This is a genomic window from Luteibacter aegosomaticola, assembly GCF_023078475.1.
In the GTDB taxonomy this organism is placed as follows: Bacteria; Pseudomonadota; Gammaproteobacteria; order Xanthomonadales; family Rhodanobacteraceae; genus Luteibacter; species Luteibacter aegosomaticola.
Genome location: NZ_CP095741.1, coordinates 3,605,913 through 3,617,958, shown reverse-complemented (window position 1 = coordinate 3,617,958; position 12,046 = coordinate 3,605,913). Strand labels below are relative to the sequence as shown.

At 65.8% G+C, this 12,046-nt stretch carries 11 protein-coding genes; 5 read left to right on the top strand and 6 right to left on the bottom strand.

Annotation, left to right across the window (positions count from 1 at the left end; all coding sequences use genetic code 11):
• Window positions 1–48 precede the first annotated feature (48 nt).
• Both L2Y96_RS16100 and L2Y96_RS16095 read right to left on the bottom strand, forming a co-directional pair.
• Window positions 49–495: a MarR family winged helix-turn-helix transcriptional regulator gene (locus L2Y96_RS16100; RefSeq protein WP_247328182.1), complete on the bottom strand. Its 447-nt coding sequence runs from the start codon at window positions 493–495 to the stop codon at window positions 49–51.
• A gap of 133 nt (window positions 496–628) precedes the next feature.
• Window positions 629–1,732, bottom strand: a complete 1,104-nt coding sequence (locus tag L2Y96_RS16095; protein ID WP_247328180.1) for an NADH:flavin oxidoreductase/NADH oxidase — start codon at window positions 1,730–1,732, stop codon at window positions 629–631.
• A gap of 92 nt (window positions 1,733–1,824) precedes the next feature.
• Here L2Y96_RS16095 and L2Y96_RS16085 point away from each other — a divergent pair, with 92 nt between their 5' ends.
• From L2Y96_RS16085 to L2Y96_RS16070, 4 genes are all read left to right on the top strand, one after another.
• A complete protein-coding gene (locus tag L2Y96_RS16085) occupies window positions 1,825–2,700 on the top strand; it encodes a LysR family transcriptional regulator (RefSeq protein ID WP_283248844.1) in 876 nt (291 codons plus the stop codon).
• Between the two features lie 136 nt (window positions 2,701–2,836).
• A complete protein-coding gene (locus tag L2Y96_RS16080; protein ID WP_247328178.1) occupies window positions 2,837–3,856 on the top strand; it encodes a hypothetical protein in 1,020 nt (339 codons plus the stop codon).
• Between the two features lie 119 nt (window positions 3,857–3,975).
• The gene (locus L2Y96_RS16075; RefSeq protein WP_247328176.1) at window positions 3,976–4,464 is read left to right on the top strand and encodes a dihydrofolate reductase; all 489 of its coding nucleotides are present in this window, start codon (window positions 3,976–3,978) and stop codon (window positions 4,462–4,464) included.
• On the top strand, window positions 4,464–5,396 hold the full coding sequence (locus tag L2Y96_RS16070) for a Nudix family hydrolase (protein WP_247328175.1): 933 nt from the start codon (window positions 4,464–4,466) through the stop codon (window positions 5,394–5,396). Before L2Y96_RS16075 ends, L2Y96_RS16070 begins: the two co-directional genes overlap by 1 nt.
• A gap of 41 nt (window positions 5,397–5,437) precedes the next feature.
• Here L2Y96_RS16070 and L2Y96_RS16065 read toward each other — a convergent pair whose 3' ends face one another.
• The 4 genes from L2Y96_RS16065 to uvrA form a co-directional block, all read right to left on the bottom strand.
• Complete coding sequence (locus L2Y96_RS16065; protein ID WP_247328173.1) at window positions 5,438–6,196, bottom strand: enoyl-CoA hydratase/isomerase family protein; 759 nt, start codon at window positions 6,194–6,196, stop codon at window positions 5,438–5,440.
• A gap of 14 nt (window positions 6,197–6,210) precedes the next feature.
• A complete protein-coding gene (locus L2Y96_RS16060; protein ID WP_247328172.1) occupies window positions 6,211–7,683 on the bottom strand; it encodes a DUF4139 domain-containing protein in 1,473 nt (490 codons plus the stop codon).
• 71 nt (window positions 7,684–7,754) lie between these two features.
• Window positions 7,755–8,183, bottom strand: coding sequence for an acyl-CoA thioesterase (locus L2Y96_RS16055; RefSeq protein WP_247328170.1), 429 nt, complete (start codon window positions 8,181–8,183; stop codon window positions 7,755–7,757).
• Window positions 8,180–11,140 (bottom strand): excinuclease ABC subunit UvrA, encoded by a 2,961-nt coding sequence (uvrA, locus tag L2Y96_RS16050; protein ID WP_247328167.1) that lies wholly within the window; start codon window positions 11,138–11,140, stop codon window positions 8,180–8,182. The genes L2Y96_RS16055 and uvrA overlap by 4 nt, the downstream gene beginning before the upstream one ends.
• Window positions 11,141–11,311: 171 nt before the next feature.
• Here uvrA and L2Y96_RS16045 point away from each other — a divergent pair, with 171 nt between their 5' ends.
• On the top strand, window positions 11,312–11,836 hold the full coding sequence (locus tag L2Y96_RS16045) for a DUF2059 domain-containing protein (protein ID WP_247328165.1): 525 nt from the start codon (window positions 11,312–11,314) through the stop codon (window positions 11,834–11,836).
• Window positions 11,837–12,046: the final 210 nt, after the last annotated feature.

Genomic DNA, 12,046 nt, shown 5'->3' with positions numbered 1-12,046 from the left:
TCCGGGAGTTGAGCAGGTGGATGACGTCCTGGACAGGTGCGGGCGAGGTCAGAATTCGGCGAGGCGTTGCAGGAGCGGCACCGCGGCGGCGAGCACGCGCTGTTCCTCGGGGGATAACTGCGCGGCGATGGCCTGCGATAGCCAGTCTTCCTTGGCGGCGCGATTGGCGTTCAGTGCTTTCCTGAAGCCCGGTGTGAGGTCCACCAGCGTCTGCCGGCCGTCGTTGGGGTCCGGCTTGCCATGGATCGCCTTCATCTTCTCCAACGCGGCGACTGTCACGCGCATGGATTGCGGCCGCACGCTCTCCGCCCGCGCCAGCGCCGACACGGTCGCTGGACCGTCGCGATCGAGGCGGAGCAACACCGACTTCTGAGCCGTGGTGAGATCGTTGGGGCCGGCCTGTTCGCGGAGGCGGCGGAGGAGCTTGCTGATTGAGAGGCGCAGATCGGCGGCGAGCGGTGCCGCGGTGCGTGGCTCGGGCGATGAGGTAGGCATGGATAAAGCCTAACATCCATACAGCTAAACTGTACAGCTAAACTGTATATATCGAGCTTGTGTAGGAGCGCGCTTGCGCGCGATGGGTGCTCGCGGCAAGACCCATCGCGTGCAAGCACGCTCCTACAGGAGCTTACGCGCGCATTGGCGCGTAGCGTTCCAGCCAGTGGGCATACGAGGGCGGGAGCGTCCACGAGGGGCGCGGCACGTCCAGGGCCATCGCGGCTTTGTACGGCCAATGCGGGTCGGAGAGGTGCGCGCGGCCGATCATCACGAGGTCCATCTGGTTTTCCGCGACCACGCGGTTCGCGGCGATCGGATCATCGATGCCCCACGACGAGGCGACCGGCAACCCGGCTTCGCGACGGACGCGCTCGGCGATGGTGCCGAGGAACGCGGAGCCCCACGGGATGTTCGTTTCGGGGATGGTGAAGCCGACGCTGACGTTGAGCAGGTCGAGCCCTTCCGCGTGCATCTTGCGGACCAGGTCGATCGATTCGACGAGGGTTTCTTCGTCGCGGCCGTCGTATTCGAGCACGCCAAAGCGCGCGGTGAGCGGCAGGTTTTCCGGCCATACGGCGCGCACGGCGGCAAGCGTTTCGAGCAGGAAACGGCCGCGGTTTTCCGCGCTGCCGCCATAGATGTCATCGCGCTGGTTCGAATGCGCGGAGAAGAAGCTCTGCGCGAGGTAACCGTGGGCGAAGTGCAGCTCCAGCCATTCGAAACCGGCGGCGCGGGCGCGCTTTGCCGCGGCGACGAAATCGGCCTTGACGCGCGCGATGTCGTCCAGGGTCATGGCGCGCGGCACGCGCGGCAAACCCTTGCCGAAGGCGATGGCTGACGGTGCGATGGTTTCCCACGCACGCGGGTCGGTGGCATCGATGTGGTCGTCGCCTTCCCACGGCTTGTGGGCGCTGGCCTTGCGGCCGGCGTGGGCGATCTGGATGCCCGGCACGGCACCGGCGGCCTTGATCGAACCCGCGATGCGAGCGAGGCCTTCGACGTGGGCGTCATCCCAGATGCCGAGGCAGGCAGGCGTAATCCGGCCATCGGGCGAGACGCCCGTCGCTTCGACGATCACCAAGCCGGCACCGCCGCGGGCGATGGCCGGGTAGTGCACCTGATGCCAATCGTTGGTGTAGCCGTCCTCGGCGCGGTACTGGCACATCGGCGGGATGGCGATGCGGTTGCGGAGCGTGACGTCTTTGAGGGTAAACGGGGAAAACAGGGCGGACATGGCAGTGCCTGAAAACAGAATGCGACAAACGATAGGGGTTGAGGTCTATAATGAAAAGATCGATACGCTAATGGTTACTATAAGATTTCATTATGCTAAGCCCTGCCTGGCTCCGTTCGTTCAGCGCTCTCGCCGCCGAGGGCAGCTTCACCCGCGCGGCGGACTCGCTGGCACTTACCCAGGCGGCGGTCAGCCAGCACATCCGCCAGATCGAGGCACAGGTGGGCCCCGTGTTCATCCGCCGGCCGCGCGGGGTGGAGCTCACCCCGGCGGGGCAGGCCCTGCAGGCCTACTGTGAGGAAGTGGAGCGCGCGGGCCGCTGCCTTGCCTCGCGCCTGTCGGATGCCGATGCGCTCCAGGGCATCGTTTCCATGATCACGCCGGGCAGCGTGGGGCTTTCCACGTACCCCAAGCTTCTCGACATCCAGAGCGAAACGCCCGGCCTGGTCATCCGCCATCGCTTCGCCCCTGAAGACGACGTGCTCAAAGCCGTGCTCGATAACCGTGCGGACATGGGCATCGTTTCCCACCACCCGCAGGACGAACGGCTAGCCGTCGAACGCTTCTGTGAGGAAGCGCTGGAACTCGTTGTCCCTGCGGGAGCCGATGTTGAAGGCTGGGACGACCTTGTGCGGCTCGGCTTTATCGACCACCCGGATGGCCACGCGATGGCGACCCGGCTGCTCTCCCGGCGCTACCCAGGGAAGCGGGGCCTCGCGGACATTCCGGTGAGCGGCTTTACCAACCAGATTGGCCTGATCCTGGAGCCCGTCGCGCGCGGCCTGGGCTTCAGCGTAATGCCGCGGCACGCGCGCCGCGCCTTCGCCCGGCCGGAGGCGATCCGTGTGCTGGGTGCCGATCAGTCGGTCGTCGAGACGCTCTGGCTGATCCACCGCGCGGAATGGGATCTGCCACGCCGCGCACGCCATGTCGTGGATGAGTTGCACCGACGCCTCGCGGCGGACTGATTTACCCACCCACCAATAGCTTGCCTCCCGCGCGCCGCATTTGCGCGCAGGCCTTCACGCCGGTGCCCTTGCGTCGTGCCGGGGAGCGGCGGAGAGTGGTCATGCCGGGCAGGGCATGCCCGGCAGGGGAGGTGCGATGGACAGGCGTTGCCTGGGGTGGCTCGTCCTTGCGTGTGCATCGGTGGCCGCGGCGGGTGATGCCGAGGCGCCGGGGCCGCGCAGTGTCGCGTCCGTACTCGAGGAGACGCACGCCGCGGCGATGGACATCATCCGCGACGCGGGCACGCAATTCAGCATCGGCGCCTTCATTGCGCGGCAAAACGCCGAGTTGCTCGTTCCGCAACTGGCCGCCGTGGCCGCCGCCACCGATGGCAAAGCGGTGGGCGAACTGAACGATGTGCAGCAGTCGTTTCTTAACGGCACGATGAATGCTGCCGACGATATGCGGCGCAGTGAGCGCTATCCGCGCAAGAAGGCTACCGCCATGCTTGCGCAATCCGATGCATTGCTCAGCACGTTGTCCGCGACGTATCGCTACCCGCGCGTGCTCGACTTCAGCCCCCGATATATCGTGGCGCCGGCGCATGCAACGCCGCTGGATATCGTGATCGCGGGACACGCGCTCGATGCGCGTGCCCCCGCGCTTTCGCTGCAGGGTTCGCCGTGCGAACTCCGTGATACTTCGGCAGACCAGCTCCGCTTCCGTTGCCAGTTGCCGCCCATCGCCGATACGCACGCGCTGGGCTATCTCACCCTCGCGTTGGCGACGTATCCGTCCCGTCCATGGTGGGGAGTGCTGGTCGACTGGATGCAGGCGGCGCCAACACCGATCCGCTACACACTCGCGCTGGCCCTGGTGCCGCGGACGGTCGGCGGCTTCGACGCCACGGCGCGCGTGAACACGGGGGATGACGGCCTGGAAGCGAGCGTCATCGTGCCCGTCGGTGAGGTGGACTGGGGCGGGACGCGCAACGTGGCCCTGCCCGAAGGCGCGATCTTCGTCATCCTGCACGGCCGTCAGGCCGATGGGCGGGTGTACGAAGACACCAGCAGCGAAGCGGCGCCACACCCGTGGTATGCCGCCACGATCGACATGAAGGCCCGGCGGATGGCCATCCGTGCCCGGGCGCTGGACGAGGCTCTGGCGCAGCCTTAGGGCTGGTACGGGCGCATCTTCAAACGCCTGTTTGTTCCACCATCACATTCCTAGGACTACTATTTGCGTGTACGGGCCATTCCGTGCCCGAATCCACACGAAATTGCGAAGGAAGTTCCATGGCCGTTCACCTGGTTGCCGCGCTCGACGAAAACTTTGCCATCGGCAAGCAGGGCGGATTGCCCTGGCATCTTCCCGACGACCTCCGCTACTTCAAGACGCTGACCACGGACAAGGCGATCCTGATGGGCCGCAAGACGGCCGAATCGATTGGCCGTGCCCTGCCGGACCGCACCAATTACGTCCTTTCGCGCAAGGGTGAAGCCCCGTATCCGGGCCAGGTCACCGTGCGTTCGATCCCTGAAGCCCAGGCTAGCTGCGGCCATTCGGGCCTGATGGTGATCGGCGGCGGTGAGGTGTTCCGCGAGGCGCTGCCGTATGCCCGCACGCTCTACCTCACCTGGGTTTACGCCGCCGTCGACGGCGCCGACGTGTTCTTCCCCGGTATCGATTTCAAGGAATGGACCGAGGTGTCGCGCGTTCACCACAAGGCGGATAAGGATCACGCGCATCCGTTCGACATGGTCGAATACGTCAGGAACGTCTGATGCACGTGCTTGCCGGCGTCCTCATTGATGGCGCCGGACGCATCCTCATTGCGCAACGCCCGGCCGGGAAGCACCTGGCCGGGATGTGGGAGTTCCCCGGCGGTAAGGTCGAGCCGGGCGAAGCGCCCATGGCCGCGCTCGAACGCGAGCTGGATGAAGAGCTCGGCATCGCGATCGATCCGTTGTCGTTCGAAGACCTGATCCGCGTGCCCTGGACGTACGGCGAGCGCAGCATGCTGCTCGAGGCGGTGGTGGTTCGTGCCTGGTCGGGCGAGCCGCAGGCCCTCGACGCCGCGGCAATCGACTGGCGACTCCCAAAGGATATCGATCCGGGCATGCTTGCGCCGGCCGATCGCCCGATCCTTGCCGCCTTGCGCCTGCCCGAGCATTACGTGATCACCCCGGCGGATGTTTCGGTGGCGCAGGCCACCACACTGGTTCGCGCGGCGCTTGCGCGCGGTGAGCGCCTGCTCCAGTGGCGCTTGCCGGGTGCATCCACGGAGGAGGCAAGGGCCGGTGCTGCGGCGCTGCTGCCCGAGGTGCGCCGGTTCGGCGCGCAGCTGCTGCTGAATCGCGACATCGAGGGTGCTCGCGCCCTCGGCGTCGGCGTACACCTGTCGGCTGGGCAATTGCGCGAAGTCACCGAACGGCCCCTCGCATTCGACGTGCCCGTGGGTGCCTCGTGCCACGACCCTGACGAGCTCGTCCTTGCGTCGGCATGTGGTTGCGACTTCGCCACGCTCTCGCCTGTTGACGCGACGGCAAGCCATCCCGACACGCCTCCGCTGGGCTGGCCACGGTTTGCAAAATGGGTGGAAAACGCTTCGCTGCCGGTCTATGCGCTGGGTGGCCTGGGCCCGACTGATGTGGCCATGGCACGCATGCACGCCGCGCAGGGCGTTGCAGGTATCCGAGCCTTCTGGACCGCCTGAAAGATCTTGCAGGAGCGCGCAAGCGCGCTCCTGCCGTTCGATCAACCCTTGTTCTTCAGGCGCGCGACAAGCGCGTGCATGACCGTCTGGGTTTCCTGCGCGAAGAAGTCTTCTATGAAGCCAGGGTCCAGCAGTCCGGTCGTATCGCCCCACACCTCGAGCAGGTCGGCGCGGGCGATGGCGCGGGTACGCGACATGGCATGCGGGGGAAGCTTCAGCAGGTCGGTAAGCCACAGCACGGCGCGCTGGACCACCTGTTCCACCGCGGCGAGCTCATCGACCAGGCCGATAGCATGGGCCGCTTCCGCATCGACCATCGCGCCGGCCACCAGCAGTCGCTCCGCGCGGTAGTTGCCGATGATGCGGCGCATGGCGAACTGGATGGGCTCCGGTACCGAAAGGCCCACCTGCACTTCGTTGAGGCCGATCTTGTAAACACCGTGGGCCATGATGCGGTAATCGGCGAACAGCGAAAGCACCGCACCGCCCGCCGGGCTGTGCCCGGTCAGCGCGGCGACAACCGGTACCGGTGAGCTGGCGATCGCGCCGCACAGGGCGAAGAAATCGTTCCAGAACGTTGTGACACCCGCCTTGTCGAGCGCGAGCAGGGCGGGTACGTCAACACCCGCCGAGAACATGCCCTGCGCACCGGAAAGGACAATGCCACGAGCTCCGTTCACCGGTGCTTCGAGGACTGCCTCGCGCAGTGCGCGGACCAACGCGGTATCCAGCGCGTTGACCGGTGGCCGCGCCATGCGGATCTCGTGGATGCCGCCGTCGTGGGGAAAAATATCCAGCATGTCGTTGCCTCGGCTCAGGGGTTGCGGGTACGGGTATCGGCGTCGGTCCACGTGTAGCGTACGGCGTAATCAAGCGTGGCTTTGCCATTGGCAGGCACCTCCACCTTGAACTCCATGCTATTGGCCGTGTTGGTCGACGGTTTCTGCGATGACGAAAGCAACTTCCAGGCGCGCCAGCGGCTCGCATGCTCCACGACCGTCACGATGCGTGCATCGTCGCCGGCGTTGGTGAGGGTGAGGCGGGTACCTTCGTCCATCTGGTGATCGCCGACCTTGAACGACGTGCGCTCGCGCTTCACGCGCAGATCGAACGCGTTACCGAGGTTCACCGTCGCGTTTTCGTCCTTCGGCGTGTCTTCGAGCTGGCTCTCGCCAAGCATCTCCGCGTTGCCGTCGCGGTCCGTGGTCAGTACACGCAGGTAGCCGGCGGGCAGGCTGTCGAAGGCCTTGAACTTGAGCGTGGTATTGACTGGCACGCTATCGGTGGGCGTCGCACCGAAATCCGTGCGGGTGTTCGGGACACCGCCATAAAACGCGTAGCCGGCGTCGTAGGTAGCCACGCGTTCGCAAGCGAGCGTACGGCTATCGTAGAGCGGCGTCTGGGTGATGCTGCCGTCGGGCAGGTCGACCGCCTTGGGCAGGGTGTACGTACGCAGGTCGCCTAGCGTCGCGGCGACTGGGTTGATATCTGCTGCGGCCATGGGGGCCGGCGGGGGCGCTGCGACCGACATGGCTTCGAAACGGCGGCCCATGGGCGGCATCTTGGCGCGGCGCGCATCGCCGGCGACCAGCTTGAGCGCGACATCCTTCCAGTCGCGACCGCTGCGGTTCGCGATACTGGCGTTGGCATCGAACGCCATGGAGCAACCACCGCCGTTGGCGAGCGTGGCCACGTAAGCACCGCGCCAGCCGAGGCCGGACGTGGGGTAGTCGAGCTGGCCGACCGTGCTGCCGCTGGCGCTGCCATCCACTCGTACCTGGAGGGTGGAACCGCGGGCAACGTTATCGCCGCCCTTGATCCGAAGGGCGGCATAGTCGCGAACGATGGTGACCTGGCCGTTGCCATCGCGAATCGTCATGGGATCGCCCGCCTGCACAAGCGTACCGGCAGCGAGATCCTGGCCACTCGTTCCTATCACCCAGACGTTCTGGCCAACGAGCCCGGCCAGCGCACCGTCGAAGCCCTTGCCCATGATCAGGCGGCGGGAAACCACGCGCGTGCCCTTGCCGGGAAAGCGCAGCGTGAGCGCTTCGCTGTCCAGTGCGGATGGAAGGCCGCCGATGGACAGATCCTGTGTGCCGCCCTTCAGGTCGAAGGAACGGCGTTCGTGGACAACGGCGTAACCATCGCTGGAGATCGTGTCCCCGGTGGTCTGGAACAACTGGTCGCCATCGGCGCGGTAAAGGGTAAGGGCCGTGCGCTCATCCGCCGCGAAGGCGGGCAGGGCGACAGCGCAGGCGATAGCCAGGACTAGGGTGCGGCGCATGGGTCTCTCTCCGTGTAGATCGCCAGCGGATCATACAGCGGGCCCATGAACGCATTCTGTGAGGCGCCGCCTCAGGCCGTGGCGGCGGCGCGGACGGCGTGGGGCAGGGCCACCGGACGACCGGTCTTCGTGTCGATCCAGACCATGGTGACGCTGCCATCGGCGTGGATGCGGGTGGCGTCCTGGCTGTCGACGATGCGGTGGCCGACCGTCATCGAACTGGTGCCGATGCGATTGACGTACAGCTCAATCTGGATATCCGCCGGCCATTCGATCGGCAGGCGGTAGTTGATCTCGCTGTGCGCCATGACCGGCGCGGCCTCCGGGCTGTACCACGGCTCCGGCAGGTCCATGAGCCACTTCAGGCGAGCTTCCTGCAGATACACCAGGTAGTTCGCGTTGTTGACGTGGTTGTAGGCGTCCAGATCCTGCCAGCGCACATCCATCGGCGTGATGAAGATCGGGTTCGGCGGAGGCGTCTGCGCGGCTTCAGTGCTCATGCGGTCTTTTTCTTCTTTGCGGCCGGGGCCGTCTTGGTGGTGGCTTTCTTGGCAGCGGCGGGCGCCGCCTTCGTCGTGGCCTTGGCGGCGGCCTTTTTAGCTGGCGCCTTCGTAGGTGCCGTCGGCGCGGTACCGGGTTTCAGGTGCGGCAGCAGGAAGCGGCCGGTGTGCGACGCCTTGGTTGCCGCGACCTTCTCGGGCGTGCCACTGACCAGGATCTGGCCACCGCCAGCACCGCCTTCGGGGCCGAGGTCGACCAGCCAGTCGGCCGTCTTGATCACGTCGAGGTTGTGCTCGATGACGACCACGGTGTTGCCGTGCTCGACCAGCGTGTGCAGCACCTCGAGCAACTGCTCGATATCGTGGAAGTGCAGGCCGGTGGTCGGCTCATCCAGGATGTACAGCGTGTTGCCGGTATCGCGCTTGGAAAGCTCCTTCGACAGCTTGACGCGCTGCGCCTCGCCGCCCGAAAGCGTCGTCGCGCTCTGGCCGAGCTTGATGTAATCCAGGCCCACCGCGCGCAGGGTTTCCAGCTTGCGGGCGATCACAGGTACGTTCTCGAACAGCTTGAATGCATCTTCCACCGTCATGTCGAGCACGTCGGCGATGGTGTGGCCCTTGTAGAGCACTTCGAGCGTTTCGCGGTTGTAGCGCTTGCCGTGGCAGACATCGCAAGGCACGTACACGTCCGGCAGGAAGTGCATCTCCACCTTGATCATGCCGTCGCCTTCGCACGCCTCGCAGCGGCCGCCGCGCACGTTGAAGCTGAAGCGGCCCGGCGAATAGCCGCGCGAACGCGACTCCGGCACCTGCGCATACAGCTCACGCAGCGGCGTGAACAGGCCGGTATACGTGGCCGGGTTCGAGCGCGGTGTGCGGCCGATGGGCGACTGGTCGATATCCACGACCTTGTCGAACAGGTTCAGGCCTTCGATGGACTCGTACGGCGCGGGCTGCTCGCTCGCACCATTCAGTTCCATGGCGGCGATGCGGTAGAACGTATCGTTGACCAGCGTCGACTTACCCGAACCGGACACGCCGGTGACGCAGGTGAACGTGCCCACGGGCACGCGCAGGTCGACGTCCTTCAGGTTGTTGCCGGTGGCGCCCTTGAGCTCCACCCACTGGTCTTCCTTCGTCTCGCGACGCTTGGCCGGCACCTTGATGCCGCGTTCGCCGCTGAGGAATTTGGCGGTCACCGACGTCGGCGACTTCATCAGCTGTTCCAGCGTGCCTTCGCCCACGATCGCGCCGCCGTGCACGCCCGCGCCCGGACCGATATCCAGCAGGTGGTCGGCCGCGCGGATCGCGTCTTCATCGTGCTCCACGACGATCACGGTATTGCCGAGATCACGCAGGCGAGTGAGCGTGCCGAGCAGGCGTTCGTTATCGCGCTGGTGCAGGCCGATAGAGGGTTCATCGAGCACGTACATCACGCCGACAAGGCCCGCACCGATCTGGCTGGCCAGGCGGATGCGCTGGGCTTCGCCGCCCGAGAGCGAATCGGCCTGGCGATCGAGCGTGAGGTAGTTCAGGCCCACGTCGTTGAGGAACGTGAGGCGCTCGCGGATCTCCTTGATGATCTTGACCGCGATCTCGCCGCGCCAGCCGGTGAGCTTGAGCGTGGCGAAGAACGACAGCGCGTTATCGATGGCCAGACCGGTGATCTCAGGGATCGCCTTGTCGGCCACGAACACGTTGCGCGCCGACGGGTTCAGGCGCTGGCCACCGCAATCCGGGCACGGATGGTCAGCGATGTAGCGCGCGAGCTCCTCGCGCACCGCGGTGGATTCGGTCTCGCGGTAGCGGCGCTCGAGGTTGTTGATGATGCCTTCGAACTTGTGCTCGCGGGTGACCTTGCCGCCACGATCGGTGATGTAGCGGAACGGGATCAGCTCCTTGCCCGAGCCATACAGCACGGCGTTCTGCTGGGCCTTGCTGAGCTGGCGCCACGGGGTCTCCGGGTCGAAGCCGTAGTGCTTGCCCAGCGAGATGATCATCTGGAAGTAATAAGCGTTGCGACGATCCCATCCACGGATGGCACCGCCCGCGAGGCTAAGCTCGGGGTGGCCCACGACACGCGCGGGATCGAACACCTGGGTGACGCCCAGGCCATCGCAGGTGGGGCAGGCGCCCACGGGCGAGTTGAACGAGAACAGGCGCGGCTCGAGCTCCGGCAGCGAGTAGTCGCACATGGGGCAGGAGAAGCGCGAGGAGAACAGCTGCTCCTGCGCCTTCGCGTCATCCATGTCGACCAGGATCACGATGCCGTCGCCCAGGCGCAGTGCCGTTTCAAACGACTCGGCCAGGCGCTGCTTGATGTCGTCGCGCGGGCGGAAGCGGTCGATCACCGCTTCGATGGTGTGCTTCTGGCGCAGGGTGAGCGGAGGCACGGCGTCGAGGTCGTACACCTCGCCATCGACGCGGGCGCGGACGAAACCCTGCGCGCGCAGCTGGTCGAACACCTGGACGTGTTCGCCCTTGCGCTCGCGGATGACCGGCGCGAGCAGCATCCAGCGCTTGTCGGCGTCCAGCGCCAGCGCGGTATCGACCATCTGGCTGACGGTCTGCGCTTCCAGCGGGATGCCGTGGTTCGGGCAGCGGGGTGTGCCGACACGCGCGTAGAGCAGGCGCAGGTAGTCGTACACCTCGGTGATCGTACCGACGGTGGAGCGGGGGTTATGGGACGTCGACTTCTGCTCGATCGAGATGGCCGGGGAGAGGCCTTCGATCGTATCCACGTCCGGCTTTTCCATCATCGAGAGGAACTGGCGGGCATAGGCCGACAGTGACTCGACGTAGCGACGCTGGCCTTCGGCGTAAATGGTGTCGAAAGCGAGGGACGATTTGCCGGACCCGGAGAGCCCCGTAATGACAATGAGCTTGTCACGGGGCAGGTCGAGGTCGATGTTCTTGAGATTGTGCGTGCGGGCGCCGCGGATGCGAATGCTGTCCATGTGCCGACGTAAATGGGGGAAGAAAGGGACTATACCAAGGCCGTCAAGCCTTCATCCCCCTTGCACTTGTGACGGTTCATCACAGGCGTTGTGTCGGGTTGGTCGCCACCGGCTACCATGGCCCGGCCCGCGCAGGGGCGGGCCACTCCAACCCGTGAAGAGGACATATGCATGCGTAACTGGAAAGGGATCGCCGCCGGCCTGGTGCTGGCTACCTGTACCGGCCAGGCCATGGCCGCCCCGCCGAGCGAGGCGCAGGTACGCCAGCTCATGGATGCCGTGGGCATGGGCCGCATGCTGAGCCAGATGAACAGCCAGATGGCGGGTGTGATGGCCAGCGCGCTGCCGTGCGTGCCGCCGAGCTACTGGCAGGGTTTCGTCGATGCCAATGCCACCAACCAGCTCATCGGCCGCATGGTGCCGGTGTACCAGAAGCACTTCACGGCCGAGGATATCGACGGCCTGCTGAAGTTCTACAAGAGCCCGCTCGGCCAGAAGGTGATCACCCAGATGCCGGCCACCATGGCTGAGGGCATGCAGGTGGGTAAGCAGTGGGGCCAGGAACGCGGCCAGCAGATGATCACCCAACTGCAGAGCCAGGGCACCCTGAACGCCCAGGGCCAGTGCCCGGCCACCGGCACGGCCGCCAAGCCCGCCACCCCGGCGCCCGCCCCGGCCCCCGCCAAAAAGAAGTAACCCCCCGCGTAGGAGCCCACCCTGTGGGCGACATCTTTTCGCGAACCCCGACAGGCCCTGTGGCGGCGGTACGAAAGGCGTCGCCCACAGGGCGGGCTCCTACAGATCCTCGTAAGTCTTTGAAATGGCGGTGATTTCTGTCAGTGGCTAGAATTTGCCCAAAGGTTAACCGCCTGATTGACCTTGGCTTTTCCCTGCCGCTATAATTCG